Here is a 25,065-nt window from a genome sequence, read left to right as displayed (position 1 = left end):
CCAAGGGGTGGGACATGAGGTACGTCACCGGACTTCTTGTGGCAACTCTGCTAATCCTAAATGTGTCAGAGGCAAGTTCTGCAGTACGCATCACGAATGATCGAGGCGGTCTGATCGCGAGTTACATCGTTGAATATCAGCGTCTAGCGTCCTCGGGCGAATCCGTGATCATCGATGGTCTCTGTGCCTCGCCGTGCACCATGGTTCTCAGCGCGCTCCCTCACGATAAAATCTGCGTAACTTCGCGGGCGACGCTCGGCTTCCATGCGGCCTGGAATTCCGGCCCCAGTGGTCGCGCCTTCACTGATCCCGAATCAACCTTGATGCTGTACTCGACCTATCCCACGTGGGTGCGCCGCTGGATCGCTCGCAGGGGTGGACTGACTCCTCACACTATCTGTCTGAGCGGAAAACGTCTGCAAGAGATGTATCGATCGTGCTGATCACGACGCGCGGCAGCTATGACCTTCAATCCATGGACTGCGGTGCCGGGAAAGATCGGGCTAGTACCGCATAATGCGAAACCAGAGAGCTAAGCCTGCGGCGAAGAGTGGTGTGCTAAGAGGCATAACCAGCAGGGCATGTCCGCTAGGGGTCACGAGCAGTAATGCTCTTATACACCGGAAGATCTCCGCTCGGCTCTCAGGAGCCGACGTTGCCTTTATGAGTAATCGCCTAGGCGAACGTCCGTAGGCGAATAGAGCAATGTGTCAATCCGGAGTTAGCAACGGACGCGGTGAACCCTTCATTGCGCGAAGGGGAAGATCGCAATTGTGCCGAGGCCAGCAGGTTAAGGGGGCCATGTGCACTGCAGTGCTTGAGCATGTTCGTCGCGCAAGCCTGTGAACCGAAAACCAGGCAAGTTGTTACACCTCCATCTGCGGAGGAGGAGAGATCATGCGCGTTCTTGCAGCAGCAATGGCAATATCATTGTCCTTTGCGTTGGCTCCCGCATCTGCCGAGGAGTCCGGACCATCCAAGAGAGACAAGCAGGCGCAATCGGTTCCGGTGCAGCCGGACCGCACGCCGGAACAATCGGACCAATCTCGCGACCAGGAGCGAGCGCGTGGTGAGAGCGTTCAGATCGAGCGCGATTGGAAGGCCCAAGAAAATGCCAACCGAACCGCGACCGAGCGCGAGGGATCTGCTGGCAAGACGGAGGAGGACCATCAAACAGTAGGTCGTGACTGGCGCGCACAGCCTGAACGAGACGAGAAGCGATGAAAATTCGCACCGGGGCCTTGCGAGAGCGGTCGGCTGTCGCGCTCAGGTTGGTGCTCGCGAAGGCTGAGCAGGGAAATTGATCAAGCTGAAGTGAATAGGCCGCCAAGCTCGCAAGTCTCGCTTCTGCCGGTTCCCAATTGACAGGCAGTCCCGCTTTGGCAGAGTCGCGGGCTGGGGATAGCGATCTCCCCATGAGGCGACATGCCCAAGTATCGCGTCCGGATTTTCGAGAAGGACGCAGCATGTCAACTGTCAACGACAGGTCTTCGCCAGATCGCTCGCCAGTTTTGCTGGGCGTGACAAATCTGACAAAGCGCTACGGAAGCGACGGCACCGCCATCGAGGGGGTGACATTCTCTGCTGCTCCCGGCGAAATCCTCGGCATTATCGGTCCAAATGGCGCCGGCAAGACGACGCTGCTGGAAGCCGTTGCCGGACTGCTGCCGGTGAACTCAGGCGACGTCTTTTGGCGCGGGGAGCGGCTGCAGGCAGAGCGCCGGCGTAACGTCCTGTTCTACGTGCCTGATGGCGTTCGCCCCTACCAAGATCAATCTGCACTGCAGGTCGTTTCGTTCGTCGGCAACGTCTTTCGACGATCAGAGGCAGACATTAGGTCGACCATTGAAGAAGTCGGGTTACCGCCGGTACTTCGAAAACGCGTGCACGCTCTATCAAAAGGTTATGCCCGGCGCCTGATGCTGACCATCGGACTGCTCGCGCCGCATGACCTGTTGCTGATGGACGAGCCATTTGACGGACTTGATTTGAGGCAGACGCAGGAAGTTACGGGCACATTGGGTCGTCAGGCGGCAAGCGGACGAACGCTGATCCTCTCCATCCATCAATTGCGGGACGCCGAACGGGTCTGTGACCGCCTTATCCTGCTCTCGGCGGGGCGGGTGCGCGGATCCGGAGGGCTCGCCGAATTGCGGGCGCAGACGGGACTGCCGAACGGCTCGCTGGAGGAGATCTTCCTTGCGCTCACGTGAAGCATGCTCTCGATCGACTGCGCCGATCATTCCGCTGCTTGCAAAAGAACTCCGCGAGGTTACGGCCGGGCGAGCACTTTGGACCATGTTGCTGCTGGTCTGTCCGCTCGTCGGATACAGCTTCGTCCAGGCAGTCTCCCTCTATAGCGAGTCAAGTGCAGCCGCTCTCCAATCGCCAGTTTTGGCGAGAAGCCTGTCACCACTCGACGGAATCCTGGTCCCGACCTTCGGCTCGTTCTATGTAGCTGTGACGTTGTTGTTTCCTTTCGTGGCGATCCGGGCGCTGGGGCAAGAGAAGGAAAGTGGCGCGTTGCGCCTGCTGGTCCAATTGCCGTATCCGCCTTCGTCGCTGGTTGCCGCAAAATTCTGCGCTATCCTGGCAGCTTGGGTGATGGTGAGCGTACCTGCGCTTTCTGCGCTGGCGATTTGGGCGATGTTGGGCGGCCATCTTGCCATGTCAGAGACGCTGAACCTTGTGTTTGGTCATTTGCTCTATGGTCTGTTGGCCGGTGTCATCGGATTGCTCGCCGCGGTCATTTCCGACAACTCGGCCACTGCCGCCATTATCGCCCTCGCTGTCACGATCGGATCATGGGTGCTGGATTTCACGTTCGCGGGTCGCTCGGGCCTGTCGACCTGGCTTGCGCAGTTGTCGCTGACACAGACGCTGCGTCCGTTTGAGCAGGGACTTCTCTCGGCCGGCCTCGTGCTCGGCATAACAGCCGTCATCGGCGGACTCGCTGCGGTGACAGTTGTCTGGCTCCCTCCTGGTAAAACGGTGCAAACGAAAATCGTCCGTTCTGTAGCTTGCGTGCTTGCGATTGCTCTTGCGCTCGCCGTTGCGGCACAGATCAGGTCGTCCGTGGATGTCAGCGAGGATCGGCGCAACTCTTTTTCGTCTGCTGACGAACACTTGCTCGCGACGCTTCGGCATCCCTTGGTCATTAAGGTCAATCTCGCTGCCGAGGATCCCCGCTATATCGATCTCCGGCGGAACGTTCTGGCGAAGCTCGAGCGCGCCATGCCTGACGTGACGGTGCGTCTCGCGAGCGAACGGCCGAATGTTGCCAATCCCTCGGACGATTATGGCCAGATCGAATATCTCTACGGTGATCGAAGTGATGTGAGCCGCTCCACCAGCCCTCGGGAGATATTGCCGCTGATATATGCGCTCGCGGGCGCGCGGCCACCGGCGTCTGGCGTGGGCGAAGAGTACCGTGGTTATCCATTGGTCGTTAGTGCGGACGCGACGCTGCTGTGGTTCTTCGGCGGGTTGCCGCTCCTCATCGTGCTCGCGTGGCGGCAGGTTCGCCGGCCGCCTCCGCACAGCTCTCTCGTTCATCAAGGAGTTAAGCCATGAGTGTCAGCAAGAAAGTCGGAGTGGTCATCTTCGCGGCTTTTGGTCTGGTAACGCTGGCGTTGCCCGGCATGGCCGCAGAACCAATCAAGATTGACCTCTCGAATGAGACCGTCGGCAGGGAGCCAAAATCGCTGGTGCCAGTGGTCGGCGTCTGGAGGATCGAGGAGGAGGGCGGAAAGAGGGTCCTCTCGGTCGATGGTCGGCAGTGGAAGGAGGGGCAGTCGTCGGCGGGCATCGCCGACAAGGCCCGGGCTCTTTACGGTGAACGCTACGCTGAGTTTCTCGATCGTGTGCAGGCGTATGCCTACTATCCCTACGCGGTTGCGCCAAAAATCGATAGTTTCAGCGATGGCGAGATCTCGGTGCGCTTTAAAGGTTTATCCGGCCGCATCGACCAAGGCGCCGGTATCCTGTTCAACCTCAAGCCCAACGGAGACTACCTGACAGTCCGCGCGAACTGTCTTGAGAACAACATCGTGCTCTGGAAGTTCGAGAACGGCAAGCGATCTTCGGTAAAGTGGGTGCGCAATACGCCGACTGCGACACGGCAGTGGCACGATCTCAAGGTCCGCGTGAACGGCACGAAGGTCGAGGGCTATCTCGACGGCAAGCTCTATCTGGAGCACACGCTCGCACAACCTGTCTCGGGCCGGATCGGGCTCTGGTCGAAGGCTGACAGCCACATGTACTTCGCAGACTACACCGTGGCCGCCGGCGGCAATTGAAAGGGGCAGCGAGTAAGATCCGTCAGAAAAGCAGATGGAGGATGAACAGGAAATGGATTCTGGCAGGCAGCGGCGCGCTGTTGCTGGCCTGTGGGTGTCGCCGTGGCTGCCGCCGAACCGGAAGGCGGGGGTGCGATCTTATCGCGGGAGACAAGCCGGTCAGCGAGGATCAGGTAGTCAAAAGCTGCAGTCGGACGGCTGGTCGAGTGTCCAAATCGTGCGCGACTACGGCCGGCGATGACGACGAGGACTGAGTAAATAGCTCGCTGAGGAGTTGAACGGATTTGGGGCGGGTTGGTTCAGGTCCTGCGTAGGCGGCTCCATGAACGATTCCGAGGCTCCGAATGGAATGACCATCGCCTTGACAAGTTGAGGAAGCGGGCTTTTATGTCTCTAGTTGGGGAAGCGATCTCCCCATGAGGCGACATGCCCAATAATCGCGTCCGAGTTCACCAACGGCGCACCATGTCTGCCATTTCCGCGATCGTTTTTCGAACAATCTTCCATCCCTTAAGCGGGACGCCGCCCGCCGGCGTCCGCGGCATTTGCCTGCCATCCATGCCACGCGTCGGGAGGTTGCCATGACGCGTGAAGCCGCTACCCTGTGACCCGAGCCGCATTCGGGGCATGTCGGAGCGGATGATCATCAGCCACTTACGAGAACAACTACGGTGGCGCGGTCAAGCGGCTCAATCTCATTGATGAGCAACTTGCCGGACTGGATTTTGCCACTGCGCTGGGCTTCCTGATCAACGGCTTGAAGCGCGAGCAGCTCATCGCGACCAACTCGCGATTCTCCATGAAGTGTTCTTTGCCGGCCTTGGTGACGAGAGCGAACCCGGTGCGAGTCTGAAGGAGGGGCTGGCGCGTGACTTTGGGTCGTACAAGCGATGGCGGGCCGAATTCGTAGCCATGGGCAAGGCTCTAGGTGGCGGCTCCGGCTGGGTGCTGCTGACCTGGTCGCCGCGTGACTGCAAGCTCGTCAATCAATGGGCTCCGGATCACTGCCACACGTTGGCCGGTGGCGTGCCGACCCTGGCCCTCGATACGTACGAGCACTCCTATCATGTCGATTACGGCGCCAAGGCTGCCAATTACGTCGATGTCAATTGGCGATCCGTTCAACGTGCGTTTGAAGAAAAACAAAGCTGATGCGCGGTAGAGGCGCTCTTCTCTGAACACTTTGCGCGGCGGCGGTCGCCGCCGGATCTCGGCGCGGACGCGGTCGGACCTGCCGTCAGTCCGTGGTGGCTCAGCGCGATGAAGATCCTCAACGGGATTCGATTGGCGAAATCGCGCGCTCTCTCGGCATGCGTGCCAAATCGGGTAACTAGTCCCACGTCGTAGACCCGCATTGGACGGCTTTCTCAGACAGTGCGTGTGGCGGCAAGCGTCACCGCGCCTTCTTTTTGGCCGACTCGCGGCGCTCAATTCTTAGGTCGGTTCTGCGAGAATTCAGGAGTTCGGGTCATGCATAGTCATAGTCAAGAACGACGATCGCTTCTTCTGACCGCCATTGCAGCCGGGGCGTGCTTGGCAACGAAATCTGTTCTCGCCGAGGACCGGCCGGGCAGCGACGAGCGACCTCAAAAGGGCGATCTTCTTGTCATCTCGGAAGGTGAGCAGGAGGGGCAGGTGATCAAGCCCGGCGATCTCAAGCTCGGCGGTCCCCCACTACGCGCGTGGCCAAAGGACCCCAAGACGTCGGTGATCCGAAACGGCTCGCGTCTCAACGAGGTCCTGATCCTAAAGCTCGACCCAGCCGATCTTGATGAGACGACACGAACTCGCGCTGCCGAGGGCATCATCGCATATTCAGCGATTTGCACCCACGCTGCATGTCCGGTCTCCGAGTGGGTAAAGGCCGAGCAAGGGAACAAGACGATCCTCAAATGTCCTTGTCACAATTCGGAATTTGATCCTCGCCAAAATGCGCAGGTCGTGTTCGGGCCGGCTCCCCGGCGCTTGGCTGCGCTTCCCGTGGCAATCGCCGACGGCGCTCTTCTCGTGGCCGGATCATTTGTCGGCAAAGTTGGCGGGCAGGCGGGATAAACTCGATAGCCAGCCCGCTACAACGGCCGCCTCAACGATCCATTCGGGCGCTTCCGGTGGTCGCAAGAAGAGCGAGGAGTCCGGATGCTGGCTTCATCGGTCTTCAGATACACACCGGCCGTCGCATTCAAACATCCGCGTCAGGCCCAATGTTTCTGTCTCTGCTTAAGCCATCCATTGCGCCATTGGCGGGCACCTGCAATCGGGGCATTCTTGCCGGGACGAGGACTGAAGCCTTTAAGTGGACGCTTGAGTAAGAATTCGATCCAAGCGTAATCGGTGTCGATGATCGGTCAGCAGGCGTGCGCCACCCAGGACGGCGGCCAGCGTTCCTAGCCCGGTCCCGCCGGCGATCAAGAACATGATCAGCAATTGATATTTGACGGCATCGACCGGCTCAACACCCGCAAGGATCTGGCCGGTCATCATCCCTGGCAAGGAAACGAGGCCGATCGCCGCCATACTATTCATGATCGGCATGAAGCCGCTTCTCAAGGCGTCCCGTATGACAGGCAGCAATGCCTGATGTCGGGTGCCGCCGAGCGCGAGACACGCTTCCACGGCGGCCCGCTCGCGCACTAGGCTGTTCGTCAGCACGTCCAGGCCCAGGCTTATTCCGGTCATGGTATTGCCCAGCATCATGCCCAGCAAAGGCAGCGCGTAGCGCGGATGATACCAAGGATCGGGGCGTAGCTCCGTCAGGAGCGCGAACATCGTGACGGTACCGGCGGCGAGCAGCGTGCATCCAGCGCCCAGACCGTACTTCCAGACGCCCTGAAGGCGCCGCTTCTGCCGCGCGACGATCTCCCGCGAGGCGAAGAAGACCATGATCAAGGCGGCGAGAGCGGTCCAGAGCGGCGACACCGCGGCAAACAGGAACGTCAGCACGTATCCGACGAGGGCGAGCTGGACCACCATGCGGACGGTCGCAATGGCCAGTTGCTTCTCAAGTTTGAGGCGGAGAACAAGCGAAAAGGCGCCGTCCATGACGACAAGGAGCGCGGGGAGGACCAGATTTCCGTACGAAAGCTGGATGTAGGTCACGGCCGGCTTTCCTCGATGCCGCCGTCGGGCCTCATCGCAAAAATCCTTGACCCAACGCGGCGGGCTTGGGCGTTGTCGTGGGTACTCCAGAGCACGCTCGTTCCATCCGAGATGCGTTCGGCGATCAGGGATTCCACGGCGGCAGCGGATGCCGAATCGAGCGCCGAGGTCGGCTCGTCCAGCAGAAGCACTCGCGATTGCAGCATGAGGGCCCGCACAAGCCCCACCCGTTGTCTTTCTCCGGACGAAAGTCTCTGAATCGGCCAAGATCCGCAGTGCGGCGGCAGCCCCAACCGTGTGACCAACGGTAGGGCATCATTCCAGCTCGAGAAGTGCTCTTGCACGTTGTCGGACCACCAGCCCGGCTCGGCGGCGAGGTAGGTCACTAGCTTTCGCCAGGCGGGGGAAGGCATCGCCTCCCTGAGCGTTCCGTTCAGCTTGACCGTTCCTTCGTTTGGATCAAGATCTGCGATGGCGCGAAGCAGCAAGGTCTTCCCGACGCCGGAAGGTCCTTGCAGGGCGACGCATTCACCGTCCTGCAAGTCGAATGAAACAGAGACGTGCAAGCGCCTAAGCGCGCGGACCGTGAGCATGGCGTTAAAGCTTGCCCTGGAGCCGATCGGCAACCCGCTTGGCGATTTCCGCCGGTGCCTCGTCCGGGTAAGGGTGCACCGAGCTGACGTTGATCTCGCCAAGCACGTAGCTGTTGCTGCCGTCCGTCTGCACTGGGCCAAGCATGAAGTCGGCGTCCCAGATGATAGGCAGGTCACCTCGCGCAATTTCCAGCAACGAGGTTAGCTGCGGCGTCCACTCGTCTTCCATCAACCGACGGAGCCGCTGGAAGCGCGGGTCTGCATTGGAAGAGTACAGCCGTGGCCCGGCCTCTGAACGCGCAGCCGGCGAGTCCACTAGGGCCTTGACTTTGTGGTGGCCGAAGCCGGCGCAGCGATCGCCTGCCATGTAGCAGCGCACGACACCTTCGCTCAAGCGAGGCTGAAACGGTTGATCGACCACGCTGGCATTTTCGAAATACTCCGCGCAGCGACGGAGGAAATCGTCCATCGTTACTTCCTCTGACGCGTCATTCGTCGCGTCCAGCACCCTTATCATGGGGGAAATCGGCAATTTCTCGACCTTCCAGACGCCTTGGCCACCGTTACCGCGGCTGCGCTTGATCACGCGCGAACCTGTGGCGAGCCGTGCCGGCAACTCGGCGCGCATCGCTTCGGCAGTTTCGTACAACGCCGTGTCGCTTCCCCACCCCATGGTGCGGGTACGATAGAGAACCTCCTTGGTGCCCATCTTGAGGATGACGTCTGGATGAGCGCTGACCCACACACCACGTGATGCAACGTCGCGCAGCAGGGCGTCGAGACCGGCGCGGTTTCGTCCGTCTTGAATGGGATTAACCCAGACGAGCACGCCATCGACCGCGAGCAACTGTTCGCGGACTTCTTCGGCGAAGCTTTCATCATAGATCGCGGGCTGGGCTTCGATGCCCACCGCGGCGAGCGCTTCGAAGACGGGGACGAAGCGACTGTTCTGCGGGGTCGCATCGCGGCGCGCGGCAGCGTCGCCTCGCGAGAGAATGGCCACTGAATGTAGGGAAGAAGATTGACGTTCGGTCATGCGCGAACTCCAAGTTTGCGTGCTGCGCAGAACTTGGACCGAAGTCTCACGGGGAGCCTGCTTGTCCCCTCGGAAGCACTTTATGTGAGATTATGGGGAGCTTTCAAGACGTTGGCACCGAGGACACGCCACCAGGCAGCGGGTTTCGCAAAGGTCCGCTTGAGATGTCCTGATCCATGCACAGGTCGACACAGGCGCGTGCACCGCTTGGAACCGTGCGGCTGGTCAGACGCAAAGGGCGGTTACGTCCGAATGGAATGATGCTCTAATGCAGGCGAAGCGAAGGAAGAACTTCGTAGACCGGTATAGAGATGGCGAGCGCCGCTATCAGGTAACCGAGCAAGGTGTTGAGCGTAGAATATCGGCCGTGCGGAGGTTCAGCCATCTCAAAGGTTTTGCCATTACACAGGCCCACCCGGTGCACCGTGCCTAAGTAACTTTCCTTGCGAGTGAGCTGATGCCGCTCTACGGGAGAAAAAGATGTACAACAAGCAGCCGTCGATCAGCAAGTGAGGATCAATACGCCGTAGGCCCAAGGGCTCTCCATCAAATTCACCTCGATCAATACCCTGGAGAAACCGAAGCCCACGACCCATGCATCGAAGCTCATGCAAATCCGGCGAAACGTCTCGGCATCCAGACGGCTGATGGCATAGGAGCCGAATGGTACTGCAATCGCAATGCAGGGAAAATATACCCATAACAGTTTGCCACTTTCGGCCGTAAACAGGCCAAGCTGGTAATAGACGATGGCCGTCACGCTTGACTCGGCCACCCGCACCAGTGCGAGACCAGTCCGAAATTCGGTTTGACCAGACCTTGATTGTTGAACAGGATCGCCAGCGGCGGTCCGGAGATGGTTGTGACGGAGTATAGGACGCCCAGCGTGGTTCCAAAGGGAAGACCGACCAGGCTAGCGTGACCGAACCCTCATCCTACCAACGGTCAGTTTGCAGGTCCGAACCCTTGGCGCGCGCATCGCCTTGCTTGAGCGACAGCCGTCGCCCGACCTTCACGACCAATGACCAATAGGCGGTTTCGCAGCGGTGAAAGAGGAGAAGAACTGGATATCGGAGAGCCGTTTCCGCCATGCTCTCAATTACTGCATGCTGCTTCCGGGACCCGAAGCGCAGCAGCTTGCGACCTACATCGGCTGGCTGCTGCACCGGATGGTCGGTGGCATCGTGGCGGGCGGCCTATTCATCTTGCCCGGCATCTTCGCCATGGTGGGGCTCAGCTACATCTACGCCGCCTACGGCAACATTGGCTTCGTCGAGGCGCTATTCTTCGGCCTCAAGGCGGCCGTCCTCAGTCGGCCGATCGCCGGTTCTCCGCAAGCAGATTGGATCACTCCGATACCGGCTTCGGCCATAAGACAGTTAATCGTACCCATTGCAGTCCGATCTCAGGCTTGGGGCTCTGACCAGCGATCAGCTCTCCGGACTGCATGATCAGCTCTCCCGACTGCATTGTTGAATCAGCAGATAAGTCAGCCGTAGCACCAGATCTTCGGCGCCTCGCTCGCGTGCTCCATCTGCCCCTCCAAAGACGGCACATAGCGCGGAAATAGGGGCGAGCAAATTTAACTTGCGAAGGACTGTTCGCTGAAATAGCAATACCCGACAGCTCACGGTTGGATGAGTTTGTTTGCTTGCTTTTTCGTTAGCCAAATTCTCTTGGTAGAGGAGGCTAATATGCAAGTGACTAGCGATGCTCATTTCGATGCTGCACTCGACGCTATTTTGGCTCGCATTGGCCATGCTCAATCGAGCGCTCTCGCATTAGCTGCTTCCGAGCTATCTCAACTCGCCAATCAGAACGCGCCGCCGTTGAATTCTCCTTTGAATGCTGCGTTGGAGGGAGTGCTGGAGCGCTTTGGTCAAATTCAATCGAATGGCAAAACCGGCGACGAGCACAATTGCGACGATCACGACGACGGTCACAACGACGGTCAATCGACCCCTGAGAACGTGGTCGTACCAGATGGCTACTCGCTGCAGGCTTTTGCCACCGGCTTGACGTTTCCGACCGCGATCACGTTCTCCGATGGCCATGTCTGGGTGAGCGAGTCAGGCGCCACGCCAAACACGGTGCCCGAGATTGTCGAGATCGGATCGGATGGGCATCCCATCCCGGTGCTCTCCAGTGATCAGCTCCCCACGGGGGTTTTGGCCGGACCGATTACCGATATCACTTTCCACGACGGCGAGATCTGGGTTGCACACCGGCAGCTCGGCGCCAACGACTGGCTGGTCGGCGCCATTTCGAAATTCGATCCCGCCGACCCGGTCGGCAGCTTCACGACTGTGTTGACGAACCTACCTTCGACTGGCGATCACTACACCGAAGAGATCGTCTTCGACTCTTCGGGGCGCCTGTATTTCTCGCAGGGGAGCGCCACGAATTCGAGTGTTGTCGGACCGGACAACGAGCTCGTGAGCGGCTGGCTGACGCAATTTCCTGATTTCCACGATTTCGCCGCGCACGATGTCGTGTTGAACGGCACCGAATTCCACGCTCCCATTGCTGTGCCGGGGCTCAACCCAGAGAACCAGGTCACGGCGCCATTCATGCCGTTTGGTTCAGGCCCGATTGTGCCAGGCACGGTGATACCCGCGGCCACGCCGGATTCGCCGCAAGAAGGAATGATTGCAGGCAATGCTGCAATCTATTCCTTTGATCCGACCGCTGATGATCCCGCGTCGACGCTGCGGCTCGAGGGTTGGGGATTCCGCAATCCGTTCGGCATCGGCTTTGATCCGTTGAACCCGGATCTGCTGTTCGCGACCAACAACGGCGCTGATATCCGGTCTGCTCCGCTGGATGGGCTGCACGTAGTCGAGTCGCGGCCGATCGCGAACGACTTCGACGATCTTTTCGCGTTGAACGCGGGCGGGACAGCGGAGTTTTTCGGATGGCCGGATTTCTTCCATGATCCGAATACAGGCGCAGTGCTGCCCGTCACCGATCCTCTGTTCGCGCAAGGCAAACTTCCGATCCCGCCTCCCGGCTTTGTCCTGGATGAGAACTTCCGGAGCAGCCTGCAGGTCGAACCTGCCGTTGCCCAGTTCGAGTATCACTCATCGGCCAACAAATTCGACTTCTCGTCGAACGCCCAGTTCGGTTCGGTCGGAGATCTGTTCGTGGCCGAGACCGGCTCGTTCGTTCCGGTTACCGGGGCGCAGGACCTAGTTGGCTACAAGGTGGTGCAGGTCGATCCGGCCACCGGAGCCGTGAGCGATTTCATCACGCACACCAGCAACACGGTCGAGGACATCTTCGACCCGAACGGGTTCAATAAGCCCATCGATGTCAAATTCCAGGACGGCACGATGTTCATCGTGGATTTCGGCGTGTTCGAGCCGGGGCTCAACCTGGCAGAGCCGAGGACTGGAAAGGTATGGATCCTCTCGCCAACCTCCATCGATCCAAACGATCCGGTTCATCACCACGATGGCGCGTTGTTGGCGTGAGGTGCGCTGTTGGACCCTTCTTTAGGTAGGGCAGACCATGGGCGCCTTAGCGAGATTCCTGGAATGGAACTGAGGCTGCGGCCAGCCGGTCAGAAACAGAGACGGACCGGCTGACCGCGACGTTGGCGGTATGTCAGCCGATGGATGGGTCGCCAGAGGAGGTGGGAATTGACCCGCTCGCTCTCCAGCTCCATTGCGCCGGGCCGGAACGAGGCCTCAGCGTCCCCATGGCGCGCGTGCCGCGGAGCCGTCCTCGGGGTGGCGCTGATCAGCGCGCTGGTGAACGTGCTCTATCTCACGGGCTCCTTCTTCATGCTGCAGGTCTACGACCGAGTCCTGCCGAGTCGCAGCATTCCAACACTCCTCGGGCTCGCCGTGCTGGCGCTCGGTCTTTACGTATTCCAGGGCATCTTGGACGTCGTGCGCGCTCGAGTGCTGGTGCGGCTCGGCGGTTGGCTGGACGAGGTGCTACGCTCGCGGGTTTACGACTTCATAGTGCGATGGCCGCTCGAGGCTGCGTCATCAGGTGGCGATGGCTTGCAGCCGCTGCGCGACCTTGATCAGATGCGCGCCTTTCTATCCGGCCCCGGTCTGATCGCGCTCTTCGACCTGCCCTGGATCCCCGTCTACCTCGGGATTTGCTACCTGTTTCATCCGCTGATTGGTGGGACAGCGCTCGCCGGCGCGCTGGTCCTAATTACCCTGACCATTCTGGCCGACGTGCTGACGCGATCGCCTGCCCGGCAAGCTGAAACAAACACGGCCAAGCGCAATGCGCTTGCTGAGGCGAGCCGGCGCAATGCCGAGGTGCTGCGCGCGATGGGCATGGGCGTGCCTCTCTCACGACTGTGGGACCAGGCGAGCGCGGCCTGTCTGGCGAGCCAGCAACGCGCCGCCGATATCGGAAGCAGCCTCAGCGCGATTTCGAGGGTGCTCCGCCTGATGCTGCAATCGGCGGTGCTCGGAGTAGGCGCCTATCTGGTGATCCATCAGGAGGCGACTGCCGGCATCATCATCGCAGGTTCGATCCTGACCGCGCGAGCACTGGCGCCGGTCGAACTCGCGGTCGCGCATTGGAAAGGATTGGTAACGGCCCGACACGGTTTGAAGCGCTTCAAGCAGTGGTCGACCTTTTTTACGGAACGAGACCAGCCGACCGCACTTCCGCCGCCGTGCAAAGCGCTCGCGGTCGAGTCCGTTTCAGTGTTGCCTCCGGGTGAGCGGCGGTTCGTTGTTCAGGAGGTATCATTCGCCCTGAAGGCGGGCCAAGCGCTCGGCATCATCGGCCCCAGCGCCTCCGGTAAGTCCTCGCTCGTACGTGCGATTGTTGGCGTCTGGTCGCCTGCACAAGGCACCGTACGGCTGGACGGAGCCGCGATCCAGCACTGGAGACCTGAATCGCTTGGTCGCCACGTCGGCTATCTGCCGCAGGACGTCCAGCTTTTTTCAGGAACCGTGGCCCAGAACATTTCCCGTTTCGAATCAGAGCCCGATCCCGCGGCCATCATCGAGGCAGCCGAGGCGGCCAACATCCATGAGCTCATTCTCCGCCTGCCCGACGGCTATGACACGCGGATCGGCGAGGGCGGTATATTTCTGTCGGCCGGACAGCGCCAAAGAGTGGCTTTGGCGCGAGCCCTGTACCGCAATCCGTTTCTGGTTGTGCTTGATGAGCCCAGCTCCAATCTGGACGGCGAAGGAGACCAGGCGCTCACCAGCGCGATCATCGCGGTCCGTGAGCGGGGTGGCATCGCCATTGTCGTTGCACACCGCGCGAGCGCGCTTGCAACCGTAGATCAACTGCTGGTCATGGCCGAAGGGCGCATGCGAGCGCTGGGGGCAAGGGACCAGATCGCAAGAAAGCTCTTTGCGCCGAAGCCGGTGCAGCCGGTGCCTCTCGAAAGCGCCGCTCAGGAGATCGGTTCATGAGCGTTGCGCTGACAAGCCAGGCGCTGCCCGCGATCCGTCGTCAGCTTCGCATTGGGATCGCCGCGGCCATCGTTCTGGTTGGAGGGCTCGGTGGTGGGCGGCCACAACCGAACTCGCAGGCGCTGTCGTCGCGACCGGCAGCATTGTGGTCGATTCGAACGTGAAAAAGGTGCAACACCCAACGGGGGGCGTCGTCGGCGAGCTGCGTGTGCGTGAAGGTCATCCCGTGAAGGCCGGCGACATCCTGGTACGTCTTGATGAGACCGTCACGCGCGCTAACTTGGCTGTGATCGTCAAGAACCTCACCGAACTCACGGCTCGTCAGGCCCGCTTCGAGGCGGAACGGGACGGCGGCGAGGCAGTGGCTTTCGGGGATGAGCTCGAACGACGGTCTTCCGATCCCGTCGTCGCGGCAGTGCTGAAAGGGGAGCGCACCCAATTTGAAGTTCGCCGCGCTGCCCGCGCCGGGCAGAAGGCGCAGCTGTACGAGCGCATTGGCCAGGTGCAGGAGCAGATCCGCGGCATGACTGAGCAAGTCACCGCCAAGCAACGTGAGATCGAGCTGATCAACCAGGAGCTCGATGGCGTTCGACAGCTGTGGCGCAGCAAGCTTGTGCCTATTACCCGGGTCACGGCATTGGAACGCGACGCAGCGCGGCTGCACGGTGAACGAGGGGCGCTGACGTCCTCCATCGCAGAAGCGAAAGGCAAGATCAGTGAGACGGCGCTGCAGATTCTCCAGATCGATCAGGACCTGCGGAGCGAGGTTGGCAAGGAACTCGGCGAGATCCGGGCCAAGATCTCGGAGCTGGTGGAAAAGCGGATCGCGGCCGAGGACCAGCTCATGCGCATCGATATTCGCGCACCACAAGATGGTCGCGTGCACCAGCTTTCCGTGCATACGGTGGGCGGTGTGATCAACCCGGGCGATGCCATTATGCTGATCGTGCCCGAGAGCGAGCCGCTGCTCGTCGAAGCCAGAATCGCGCCTCAGGACATTGATCAGATCCGGGTTGGTCAGCGCGGGCTGCTCCGTTTCGCAGCATTCAATCTACGCACGACCCCCGAGCTGAACGGTACGGTGATTGAGGTTGCGGCCGACGTCACGCAGGATTCAAAAACTGGGGCGGGATACTATACCATCCGAGTCGGCCTGCCAGATCAGGAGTTGGCGCGGCTCAACGGCCTCAAGCTCGTGCCGGGAATGCCCGTCGAGGCGTTCATCCAGACCGGTGAGCGCACGGCGCTGTCGTACCTGGTCAAACCGATTTCGGATCAGATCCTGAAGGCGTGGCGCGAGCGATGATATTTCATTCCGTTGTTGCTTGATTGCGCGCGGAAGCGCCTTGGACGATGACTCTCAGCGAGAGCTTAGCGTCCCTATTTCATTCCAGCCGATCGCGTACGCGGTTGCAGAGCACCTAGCAGCGCTTGCTGAGACCTACATGTCCCTCGACCCCATCGGCGTCTCGTTGCCGAAGGCGTGACTAGCTTTGGACAGATAATCAGGGCCAGAGGGAGGACGGCCGTTTGGTGCAAGGGCAACACCTCGGAGGGTTCCTTGCAACCATATCAAGGCTGCCATGGACGAACAATCAGGCCTTCGCAGCTGATTGGGTAACCTCGATCAATTTCACCACCTGTTGCGGCGAAATCGCGTGAAGTGCAATGAAGGGTGCATTCGTCCCCAACGCATTCTCGACTGCCGAGATCACCCACGCCGCAGCTGGAATAGTCCCGCCTTCGCCGGCCCCCTTGACACCGATCGGATTGCGAGGCGACGGGATTTCGAGATGGTGGATGTCGATTTGCGGCATCTCGGACGTTAACGGCAGAAGGTAGTCCGCGTACGTGGTGGTCAGAGGCTGACCAGCTTTGTCATGGATCATGCGTTCAAACAGCGCGTTGCCAATCCCGTGGACGACCCCGCCACGAATCTGGCCATCGACAATGAGCGGATTGATCAGCTTGCCGCAGTCGTGAACCACGACGTAGCGGACGATCCGCACATCGCCGGTCTCGGGATCGATCTCGACTTCGCAGGCGTTTGCGCCGTAGGCGAATGTCAGCGCCGTCGAGTTGAAGTATGCCGTCGCCGCGAGGTCCGGGTCCATGCCGCCGGGAAGGCCAATTCCGACATTCCCGGCCAGGGTGCGCGCGATCTCCGATAGCTTGACGTTCAATCCGGCAACGCCTTTGACAGATTTAAGCATGGTTGTGACCCCGAATAGAACGATGCTGAGCAGTTCAAAAACGGCCCCAGCCGCAGGATGGGGTAAGCAGCCGGCGCCGGCATTCCCATTCCATGTGCCGCAATCGGCGGTACGCGGCACGCTCAAGAGTAGTCACAGACGGTTCGCGCCAGCAAGGTGGCGATGCTTTCGTCCAGGACGTAATCAGGCCGTGCTCGGAAGCGGCTGCTGTTGGTTGTTTCGCGAACGGCCCCTAGTCCATTGATCGCGATGTAGCGCCCTGCTTGAGGAGGCACTTTCAAGCGGTCCAGCCCTCACGGCCGGCCCTCGCGGACCTCTCATCGATGCGATGCCACGCACGCTGCCGCTACGAGAGTTTAAGAGGGCCGCGCTCGCTTGGTCCCGCGAGCGTCGCCCCGAACCGCCTCCAAATCGTTCGAAAAACGAATCCTTCGAAGCCTTTGATGGTGGTACACGGCGGTGGTCCCAAAACACCACCGGAGTTTTCGCGAACGCCTTGTTTTATGGGGTTTCGGGAGACAAATGCGATGGGGGAAGGGAGTCCCACTATCTCCGCCAGCACGCCCTCCGCCAGCACGCCCCTTGCCGGTGCCGTAATCACGAACCCCTATCGAATCAGACCGGACAGCTCCTGACGTGATGTCCATCCTGGCAACCCTCGAGCGGAATCGTGGTCAACATTGCTACGCTGCGCCTTCAAGGGTGCCATACAAAATAAATCGCCGGACCGAAAAGTACAACAAAATCAGCAGCTGATAGCATTGTTGTCACAGTTCAATCGGTATAGCGCGTGGTCGCTCCGTTTCGGCAGTCCCGTTTGAGGCCAAGCAGCGGCGCGCGCGTTCGATCTGTGCGTCGCTAGCCCCGTGGTTGCGAGCGTACATCTCGGCCACTGGTGCCGAATATTTCGCGACGTAGTACCTGACCTCGCTGCAAGATATGCGTGTTGTGGGCCTGTGGTGACGCGAAGCGAAGGCTTCGGACCCCAGCGGGATCAGCAGCAACGCAATAATGGCTCCCGCCCGTATAATCATTCCCCGTTCTCCCCATATTCTATGTGAAAGAGAGCAGGGCCTGAGTCGCGCACACGACGCAAATTAACAATCGCGCATTGGTCAGAGTGCCGTGAACTGTTGCTCTAATGCTTCGGTTCTGCGCGGGCAGGCTGTAAAGGGACGTGACGCGACTTCGCGTCGTCGCATTGGACGGTGGCTACGGCCGCCGAAGAACTCTCCTTCTGCGGGCGGCCTTCCGGGTGCGCCGACCACTGCCAATCCGTCTTGCATTGGCGGCGCGCAGGTGGCGCCGGAGCGTCTGCAGTTCCCCAAACGATGCGAGCAGCCCCTCCGCCCGTTCGCGCAGAATACCGAATAGTTGTAAACCTGACGTCGATTACTCATTGGCTCGAACATTTCTTGTTGAAACGATATGCAGACGAGAACGGGAAAAGTATGCAATCGGAGGTAGGAACATTCAATCCCAAAAGACGGGGGCGTGAACGTGCAAGGGACCCCGGCCGACGCGGTAGGGGTTGGCGCTGCACGTCTCTTTCCCTTTGTTTTTGGATCGGCTTTCGTTTGAAAGTCCGGGTCACTCAGGTACCGCTGCGCGTCTTATGCCGCAGCACAAGGACGGGTTATCCGTGCAGCGCTTACTTCCGCACTACTGGCCGCCCCGGTCCGCGATCGAGAGGCCGCCGAGGGCTGGCGAAGCCCGTGGTGCCGGCGAGAGGGTCGGCATGTGTGGTGCTCCCAACCCGCTCAAACGTGGTGACGAATGCCGCGAAGGCTGTGACTGTCACTGTGATCGCGAACAACAGATCACGGTGCGGTCGGGATTCGGCTCAGTACTCGTGAGCAACTCCACTCAGACGCCCTGGCGGCTGAGCCGTCTGCGCAACTAGATCTATTAGCTTCGCCTCGAGAGCTTCGGCCGGCGCGCTCCAGATATCGACGTGAGCCTGCAAAGCGACGGCGATCTGATGCTTGCTCGGCATCAGCATCGCCCACCCGTCCCGGCTCTAGGCTGTGAGAGATCCTCCCGACATCGCGGAGAGCGGGTGCCTCACTCTCTCCAAATACGGTTTCGTGATCTGATCTCTATTTAATATCAATTAAATCCGTGACATTAATTGTACCAGCGTTTTTAAAGGAGCGCGAGCGCCATGCCAGACACAGATGATGGAGGCCGCCGTGAGTTCTTGAAGAACTGCGGCAAGTTCGCTGTCGTGACCCCGCCGGCGCTGACCGCGTTGCTTTCGACGTCGTTGACGTCAACCGCCATCGCGAAGTCTGGAGGGGGCCTCATCCATCATCATGAGCATCACCACCACCGCGACCGCGACTGACCAAGACAGCCGATCCGACCGACAGCTCAGATTGAGCCGAAGCGTGCCGCCGGTATTAAACAGCGAGCATCCGCCAACAATGGGTGCCGAGTAGACCAGCTAGCCCAGTCTCGAGTCAGCCCCAGACTGGGGCCTTTCTCTGCCTGCGGCGAACTATCGTCGCATCGGTGGCGCAACAGCACACCGCTCGAGCGTAAGACGAGGCAACAACCCAAGACTATCGGAGGCCAGGCCGTAGGGTGCCATGTACGTGCTGGGGCTTCCAGTCTGCCTTTATGCGGCTTGGCCTACCATTCGGGATCGTCGAAGCTGCCATATTCCCGCACGATGTACTCTCGCGTGAAGCGCTCTACGGGACGCCAGTGCTCGCGAACGACGATTGTCGGAGTTGGGGGCCTCCAATAGTCAGGATGGATGACTATTGTCGGAGACGGCGGGTAGAGATAGGGCGTATGAACACGCCAGCAAAGGTCTCCCCTACACGCAATGGCAGCCAAGGCGCCGTTAGTGGAGAGCGCAAGAAGAGCCGCGGCGAGGCTAGCGGTTAAAACTGCATTTCTGCCCAATGACCGGTTCGGCTGGTTCATGTTTTCCTCCTCCGCAACAGCGTTTCTTCTTTGCTGCGTCGAAAGAAACCCCAGCAGAAACCCCGTAGTTTCAATCTTCCAACATTAAAACTCACCTGACCTGGAAGGTGGTGATCAAGTCGTCCAGCCCTCTGGACGGGTTCACGCCTCCGTCTGTGTCGCATCGCGGTAGCGCAATGAGCGGCGCCAGTGGCATTCGGCGCCCTTCGGTCGGTGTAAGGACGGTCACGTTAGCTTCCTTGCGGTTTTGGAAGCGCTAGACTTGGGCAAGAGCCAGCGCGCAAATAAGTGGTGACGCATTTCGTGGTTCCTACCGCGCTAGGGCGGACCTTGTCCCGACGCAGGCTCCCTGGCCCTGACCAGTCGTTGTCATAGGTCCGCAATAAAGGCGTACTTATCTCGGTCCCAAAGGAGTCTCAGATCAATCATTGGAAGGTCCTCGCTATCGGTCGTTCGCGAGGAGTTTCACTTTGGTGTTTACTCTCGGTAAGCCGGATACTTGGCACATGACGTACGATGCAGCTACGGTGCAGATGCTACGCAATGTTCTTGACCAAGTGCTCGCCAGTACGACGTTCATCCGGCAGCAGCATCGGTCCGCGGTCGAACTGGCCGAGCGGATTCTTTGGCTTGCCTCGCAGGGAGAGCGGGACGCTGCCGCGATCAAAATGCACGTTTTGAACGTGCTCTTGGCCCGTGCCGCCGCATAGCGGCGCAGCGATTGCCAAATCGAATAGGCCCAGCGAGGTCTGGAAGATCTTGGACGTCGTCCGCATGAAGGTTGCGACCGCGGTTCTCCCAACGCCGTCGTGCGAACCAACTCTCAACCAGGAGCAGCGGAGCCTTGGCGAAAACTTCCACGGAATGTTTTGCGTTCTCTCTCCCCCGCTTCCCGCGGCTGGACTCTGAGGCGCGCCTGATCGCTCAATAGCCGGGGGGCTTCCGTCATCGCCGAGGTTTTCGTTGAAGGGTCCGTGCTGCACGAAGTCCGCGTCATTCGCGAGCGCGAGGACGGCTGGATTCAGGACCGCACGGACCCCACATGCTCGCGAGCGTGCAGTCGAATGGACGACACGCGTCCGGAGTGTCCCAGGGAACGCGGCTTTTCCAGTGCGGGCGGAATTGCAAAAGGACAGGACCGTGCAAAACGAGAGTTTGTGAAGGCCTGTATGCGCGGGACGCAAAGCGAATTGGACAACTTCTAACCGCGCAGGCCCATCTCGGGTCAATCGAAATCCGGCCGCACATCGGCGCCGCGCCGGCCGCATTTGCGACAGGTGAACTTCGGCTCGAGATCCGACAGGCGCAGGTCATCCGGCCATTGGTCAACCTCGGCCGACGCCAGCCGGACCATGTGGCCGCATTTGTAGTCGGCGCAACAAACTAGCAGGTGGCGTGTGCCGCCGCGGCCGCCGTCCGGATTGCGCATCTGACCGAGCGTGATCTTCTGATCGCGCGCCATTACTTGCCCTTGCTCTCGCTAGGCGACCGCGAGAGCGCGGCGGCCGCCGAGCGACTCCCCCATGTCGGTGAGCGTCGACCACGACCAGAGGCTCGCGCGCAGGCGCGGCGCCTCACATTGGCCGAGAGTGATCTTCTGACCGGTCACTTTCCTTCCGCGGCTGTATCAGCTGACGTTCGCCTGGATATGCAAGACGAAGAGCGTGTTTTGAAACTCGTCCGTCACTTCCATCCGCCAATCGCGTCCGGGCGCAAGCTTTCCGTCGAGCTCGTGTAGGGTCTGCCCGGCCATAACGGTGGCCTCTTTCCATGCGGCATGCTTGTCAGGCAGCTCCTCGCCTTCCTCGTCGACGTGCGTCCGGCCGTGAATGACATGAAAGAAGTACCTCTCATGGCGGTAAAATGCTGCAGTCGAAAACATGTTCCGGATAGTGTCGTCTTTCGGGTGGGCAGCTAGCGCTCGTTCCGCATATATGGGCTGTTCTTGGACACAAAAAGCATAGATGCATCGGAGTTCGGCACGCCTCTTTGGTCGAACGAAATTTTGGGCAGGGCTACGATGCAGATGCTCGCGAGTAGGGTGATTGAGGACAAAGCCCCCACTACAATCCAAATCTCCCTCTGCATCTCAGCCCTCCTAGCAAGAGCATCAATGGCACGGCCAACGCGAGCCGTGGAGAGCTGTTCCTATCACCTAAAATTCGGCGAAGGCCGCTCCCGCGGCTATCTCCGCGCCCAAGTTGCCATCGAAGAAAGCTGTCGGCTGCGCGATCAAAGGAAAGCCTTAACGGATCAGCGGGCGCCGCTGTCAGGTCCGCTTATCGCTGAAGAGCTTGCGGCGCTCGCCGAGAAGGTGCCTCCCCCGTCTCCGCCGCAATATCGAAGTGAGCGCGCCGGAGTAGGACTGTGCGCAGCGCCTTCCTCGCCCGATAAACGATGGTCGCCTATTGCCGAAGAAGAGCGGGTCGGATGAAGTCGTCTAGAAAGACGAAGCCGCAGCAATGTTTTCGCTGCAGCGCGCACACAGTGAAAATAGACCGGGCAAAACGATCTAAATCCGGGTGCAGAAGAATTTAAATCGACCTACGTGCGAATGATTTTGCGTCGCAGAACGGGAAAAGTCCGAAGTTCCTTTAATCTATGTTAGCCGGAGAGGACATCCGGCTTAACGTGGGACCCTTTCGGGAAAAATGGGTACATTCCCGGAGAGGAACGACCATGAAGCAAGCCCACCTAGAGCTACTTCGCGGGCAAATTGCAGAATGCGAGCGCACGCAGCAGGCCGCGAAGAGTGAACTCAAGCGGGATGCGTTCGCGAGGCTGCTCGCACGCTACAGGGCTATCGCGGTCGAGCTTGAAGAGGCGATTGCAAAGATGCCTGCTCGAGAGACTTTCAGAGATCGGACCAAGGAAGCAGGGCAGGTCGCCAAAGGGGCTGCTGGTGACCTGCTGGTGCTAGCAAAGAAGCTCCGTCCAGAGCGGGGTGCTCCAGCGCGTACCGAGGCATTGTTTTTGCGACGGAGTTGAGTGCCTCGTCGGATTCCTTCCCTTGCCGCGCTGCCCGCGTCAACCGAGGGTAGCCCTAGTGACCGAGGACGAGCCGGTGTACTGGCGTCTTGCCCGGTGGTGTTGTGCGCGTTTTCGCAACGCGCTCTTCCTGCTTCTTGGTCACATGCCAGATCACAACGTGGTAGTGCGGCATGTCCACTCCGGGGTGACCCGGGTTGAAGTAGAAGCTGACGTGGTCAACTCGTCCGGCGAACCCGGTGGTCTCCATTGGTTTGTGATCGTTGATATCTTTTGTCGGGACCATATACACGGTCGCTACCAAGCGATCCTTCCGATCGAAGCAAAGGAAGGGCCCTAGCGGCAAAGTTTCGGGTTTGACAAAGATGATGCCAAGACCTGGAAAGAACTTTGGGAAGTTCACGAGTTCGCTGACCCGTTGGTAACCGTCCCTTTCGGCAATCTTCCGCTGATTTGGAAGCGAACGATAGACGTGAGGCCTCCTGTGTACTTTGTCGCGGCCATGACCTCGGGCGTGCATTTCCACTTCATGATGGGCCAATTGCAATCGCATTAATGCAGGCGCCTCCCCCGCCGTGCGTTCGGCTCGATCAGGTTGCGCGCAAGGCCGTCGCACGTCGGCCGTAATTCCGAGCAATGCAGCTAGTGCCGCGACGGCTACTCGATTGCGCATTCAGGTCTCCCGATTCGCTCACTCCGCCGGTTTCCGTTCTTCCCACCGCACGAACTGCTGGAACAGGGCTTCGCGTTCGGACAGATTGTCGATTGATTTCTGTTCGAGGAATCGGCCGAACGTCTTACGAAGTCCGGCCTCTTCCCCAGTGGCCGCTGGAGCCAGCGCTCTGCGGGACGAAATCGCTGCCACCCCGGAAGCAGCGCCGCCAAGTTCACGTCTCTCCACTTTGGGTGGTGAGCGTCCCCTAGAAAGTCGGGGAATCGCGAGAACAATGTCTGGACAAACAATTCCGTTAGTTGGAACCGCTCGCTGCGGATCGGCCAGTTGTAAGCGAAAAGAGCGGATTGGATTGCAATCGTGCCGACGCTTTCGCCAGCCGGGATGATGTTTGGATAGTCCTCGTGACGGAAAGCCGATGGCAGGTAATCATCCTCCAGTCTTGGCGAATACGGGATCGGCAGGAAGTGAATGCCTTCGGATTCCTGATAACGCGCTAAGAAGTTGACCGGTTTTCCCGAAACCAACAGGGTGGCGAATATTTGCCCCTTTCGCATTCCATCTAGCGCGGCGTCCAAACCCAGGTTCAATTCGCTGATCGTGACGCCTAGGCGATTGAGCACGTCACGACCAAGTACAGCTCCAGAGCTGCCTTCTTCGCCGAGATTGACTGTCTTTCCCCCGAGATCTGTCAGAGTTCTGATTTCAGGCCGTGCGAGCAGATGGAACTCTTGGGGAAAAAGAACGGTAATGTAGACAAGCTTCTGACGGATATCGCCGAATGTCCCTGAATCACGCACTCGATTGGCCAAGACGACGGGCGCGATTGCCATGTCGGCTCCCGAGGCGGGACGCATGTCCAGGATGTTGCTGATGCCACCGTTCCCCGCTATGGGCATTACCCGCAAAGCCACCTCTCCGCGAGGGCCGGTCTCTTGACCGCTGGCCAACGCGGTTGCGATTTCTTGAGCTATGGCGAATTCGGTGCTGCGCGGTGTACCAGTAACGACTCCGGCCCTGTACCTGTTCTCGGATGTTCCGGCTTCCTTCCTGGGGGCGCTTTCCTTCGCCGGAGGCACATTCGCGCTTTCATTCGGAGAAGCGGATGGTCGCCTTTGCGCGAGGGATGGTTCGACGAGCCAGGCGGCTGCAATGAATATAGTGAACAACGCGACCCGCGCCGCTTCGCAGACGGTCATTGTCGAACCTGTTCTGCAGACCAGCCCTCGCCTGAGCGTGACATCCTCTCACACCCTATTCATTGGTGTAGCTGCCGCCGCTACAGACAACCCGCGGCAAACATCGTTGTAGTAACACCAGGCAATCTGGCCTGAGTCGTTTATGGTTAAGTCACCACGCTATTGAGGGCGATTGCATGATCGATCATCCTGTGAATACGTGTCGTCTAATGTGGCTGACACTTCAGCAGCTTGGGGTGGCGGAGATTACACCAAGCCAAGGAGCGTGACCGTATTGTTTGGTACCTGACTTGTTTGGCCTGAGGCACATTCTTGGAGAAGCGATCCGACCATGTGCCATCGCTGAGCATCAAAGCGAAAGCGAAATACGAAATACAATCAAATGCTCAAAGTGACTACCCCGTTGGTATGTCAGCCCCATTCTTCGAATGCTCCGGCAAGCTCCACCGAACGACGAGAGCGACGCGATGCTCGCCTATCTCTACCAGCATGTCGAAAACCCGCTGTTTCAATGCCGCTTCCGCTGGACCAAGAGTATCCCTCCGGCGTCGGCCGCCTTGTTTAGTTTGAGAGGCGGCCCGAGGATTTGACCTTAAGTCTAGCTTTAAGGTCACGGTGCGAATGCAGGTGAAT

General features: G+C 59.7%; 20 protein-coding genes and 4 pseudogenes. 15 read left to right on the top strand and 9 right to left on the bottom strand.

The window, feature by feature from the left end:
- Window positions 1-14: 14 nt before the first annotated feature.
- The 7 genes and pseudogenes from IVA98_RS13970 (at window position 15) to IVA98_RS13940 (ending at window position 6,350) form a co-directional block, all read left to right on the top strand.
- Window positions 15-443, top strand: a complete 429-nt coding sequence (locus IVA98_RS13970; protein WP_247355116.1) for a hypothetical protein — start codon at window positions 15-17, stop codon at window positions 441-443.
- A 454-nt stretch (window positions 444-897) separates the two neighbouring features.
- Window positions 898-1,224, top strand: coding sequence for a hypothetical protein (locus IVA98_RS13965; protein ID WP_247355115.1), 327 nt, complete (start codon window positions 898-900; stop codon window positions 1,222-1,224).
- 242 nt (window positions 1,225-1,466) lie between these two features.
- Window positions 1,467-2,213, top strand: a complete 747-nt coding sequence (locus IVA98_RS13960; RefSeq protein WP_247355114.1) for an ABC transporter ATP-binding protein — start codon at window positions 1,467-1,469, stop codon at window positions 2,211-2,213.
- A complete protein-coding gene (locus IVA98_RS13955) occupies window positions 2,200-3,573 on the top strand; it encodes an ABC transporter permease subunit (protein ID WP_247355113.1) in 1,374 nt (457 codons plus the stop codon). Before IVA98_RS13960 ends, IVA98_RS13955 begins: the two co-directional genes overlap by 14 nt.
- Window positions 3,570-4,298 carry a LamG domain-containing protein gene (locus tag IVA98_RS13950; RefSeq protein ID WP_247355112.1) on the top strand — a complete coding sequence of 243 codons (729 nt, stop codon included), beginning with the start codon at window positions 3,570-3,572 and terminating at the stop codon, window positions 4,296-4,298. Before IVA98_RS13955 ends, IVA98_RS13950 begins: the two co-directional genes overlap by 4 nt.
- 627 nt (window positions 4,299-4,925) lie before the next feature.
- Window positions 4,926-5,450, top strand: a pseudogene (locus IVA98_RS13945) (superoxide dismutase).
- 318 nt (window positions 5,451-5,768) lie between these two features.
- The gene (locus IVA98_RS13940) at window positions 5,769-6,350 is read left to right on the top strand and encodes a QcrA and Rieske domain-containing protein (RefSeq protein WP_247355111.1); all 582 of its coding nucleotides are present in this window, start codon (window positions 5,769-5,771) and stop codon (window positions 6,348-6,350) included.
- A 237-nt stretch (window positions 6,351-6,587) separates the two neighbouring features.
- On the opposite strand, the gene IVA98_RS13935 is transcribed toward IVA98_RS13940, so the two are convergent.
- The 4 genes from IVA98_RS13935 to IVA98_RS13920 all read right to left on the bottom strand — a co-directional run bounded on the left by IVA98_RS13935 (window position 6,588) and on the right by IVA98_RS13920 (window position 9,783).
- Entirely contained in the window at window positions 6,588-7,394 is an 807-nt protein-coding gene (locus IVA98_RS13935) for an ABC transporter permease (RefSeq protein WP_247355110.1), read from the bottom strand.
- Entirely contained in the window at window positions 7,391-7,987 is a 597-nt protein-coding gene (locus IVA98_RS13930; RefSeq protein ID WP_247355182.1) for an ABC transporter ATP-binding protein, read from the bottom strand. The genes IVA98_RS13935 and IVA98_RS13930 overlap by 4 nt, the downstream gene beginning before the upstream one ends.
- A 4-nt stretch (window positions 7,988-7,991) precedes the next feature.
- Window positions 7,992-9,023, bottom strand: a complete 1,032-nt coding sequence (locus IVA98_RS13925) for a Cj0069 family protein (RefSeq protein ID WP_247355109.1) — start codon at window positions 9,021-9,023, stop codon at window positions 7,992-7,994.
- Between the two features lie 502 nt (window positions 9,024-9,525).
- A complete protein-coding gene (locus IVA98_RS13920) occupies window positions 9,526-9,783 on the bottom strand; it encodes a hypothetical protein (RefSeq protein WP_247355108.1) in 258 nt (85 codons plus the stop codon).
- Window positions 9,784-10,075: 292 nt separating this feature from the next.
- Here IVA98_RS13920 and IVA98_RS13915 point away from each other — a divergent pair.
- The 4 genes and pseudogenes from IVA98_RS13915 to IVA98_RS13900 all read left to right on the top strand — a co-directional run.
- Window positions 10,076-10,336: pseudogene (locus IVA98_RS13915) on the top strand (chromate transporter); the annotation flags it as partial.
- Between the two features lie 381 nt (window positions 10,337-10,717).
- On the top strand, window positions 10,718-12,496 hold the full coding sequence (locus IVA98_RS13910; protein ID WP_247355107.1) for a PQQ-dependent sugar dehydrogenase: 1,779 nt from the start codon (window positions 10,718-10,720) through the stop codon (window positions 12,494-12,496).
- A 144-nt stretch (window positions 12,497-12,640) separates the two neighbouring features.
- Window positions 12,641-14,425 carry a type I secretion system permease/ATPase gene (locus IVA98_RS13905; protein ID WP_247355106.1) on the top strand — a complete coding sequence of 595 codons (1,785 nt, stop codon included), beginning with the start codon at window positions 12,641-12,643 and terminating at the stop codon, window positions 14,423-14,425.
- Window positions 14,422-15,731: pseudogene (locus IVA98_RS13900) on the top strand (HlyD family type I secretion periplasmic adaptor subunit). The gene IVA98_RS13905 and the pseudogene IVA98_RS13900 overlap by 4 nt, the downstream one beginning before the upstream one ends.
- A gap of 289 nt (window positions 15,732-16,020) precedes the next feature.
- On the opposite strand, the gene IVA98_RS13895 reads toward IVA98_RS13900, so the two are convergent.
- A complete protein-coding gene (locus IVA98_RS13895) occupies window positions 16,021-16,638 on the bottom strand; it encodes a xanthine dehydrogenase family protein molybdopterin-binding subunit (protein ID WP_247355105.1) in 618 nt (205 codons plus the stop codon).
- Window positions 16,639-18,802: 2,164 nt separating this feature from the next.
- Between IVA98_RS13895 and IVA98_RS13885 the strand changes: the two genes are divergently transcribed.
- Both IVA98_RS13885 and IVA98_RS13880 read left to right on the top strand, forming a co-directional pair.
- Window positions 18,803-18,985 carry a hypothetical protein gene (locus IVA98_RS13885; protein ID WP_247355103.1) on the top strand — a complete coding sequence of 61 codons (183 nt, stop codon included), beginning with the start codon at window positions 18,803-18,805 and terminating at the stop codon, window positions 18,983-18,985.
- A 1,093-nt stretch (window positions 18,986-20,078) separates the two neighbouring features.
- Window positions 20,079-20,282, top strand: a complete 204-nt coding sequence (locus IVA98_RS13880) for a hypothetical protein (protein ID WP_247355102.1) — start codon at window positions 20,079-20,081, stop codon at window positions 20,280-20,282.
- Window positions 20,283-20,797: 515 nt separating this feature from the next.
- Here IVA98_RS13880 and IVA98_RS13875 read toward each other — a convergent pair.
- Both IVA98_RS13875 and IVA98_RS13870 read right to left on the bottom strand, forming a co-directional pair.
- Window positions 20,798-21,034, bottom strand: coding sequence for a hypothetical protein (locus tag IVA98_RS13875; protein WP_247301110.1), 237 nt, complete (start codon window positions 21,032-21,034; stop codon window positions 20,798-20,800).
- Between the two features lie 165 nt (window positions 21,035-21,199).
- The gene (locus IVA98_RS13870; protein WP_247301109.1) at window positions 21,200-21,454 is read right to left on the bottom strand and encodes a DUF6894 family protein; all 255 of its coding nucleotides are present in this window, start codon (window positions 21,452-21,454) and stop codon (window positions 21,200-21,202) included.
- A gap of 797 nt (window positions 21,455-22,251) precedes the next feature.
- On the opposite strand from IVA98_RS13870, the gene IVA98_RS13865 reads away from it, so the two are divergent.
- Complete coding sequence (locus IVA98_RS13865; RefSeq protein ID WP_247301108.1) at window positions 22,252-22,560, top strand: hypothetical protein; 309 nt, start codon at window positions 22,252-22,254, stop codon at window positions 22,558-22,560.
- 55 nt (window positions 22,561-22,615) lie between these two features.
- Here IVA98_RS13865 and IVA98_RS13860 read toward each other — a convergent pair whose 3' ends face one another.
- Entirely contained in the window at window positions 22,616-23,233 is a 618-nt protein-coding gene (locus IVA98_RS13860) for a hypothetical protein (protein ID WP_247301107.1), read from the bottom strand.
- The gene (locus tag IVA98_RS13855; RefSeq protein WP_247301106.1) at window positions 23,218-24,432 is read right to left on the bottom strand and encodes a TAXI family TRAP transporter solute-binding subunit; all 1,215 of its coding nucleotides are present in this window, start codon (window positions 24,430-24,432) and stop codon (window positions 23,218-23,220) included. The genes IVA98_RS13860 and IVA98_RS13855 overlap by 16 nt, the downstream gene beginning before the upstream one ends.
- 446 nt (window positions 24,433-24,878) lie before the next feature.
- Here IVA98_RS13855 and IVA98_RS37240 point away from each other — a divergent pair.
- Window positions 24,879-24,968 (top strand): annotated as a pseudogene (locus IVA98_RS37240) (taurine dioxygenase); the annotation flags it as partial.
- Window positions 24,969-25,065 lie beyond the last annotated feature (97 nt).

Source organism: Bradyrhizobium sp. 160 (assembly GCF_023073735.1).
Classification (GTDB): Bacteria; Pseudomonadota; Alphaproteobacteria; order Rhizobiales; family Xanthobacteraceae; genus Bradyrhizobium.
Note: the sequence above shows the minus strand (reverse complement) of the source record. Positions and strands in the feature narration are given on the sequence as shown.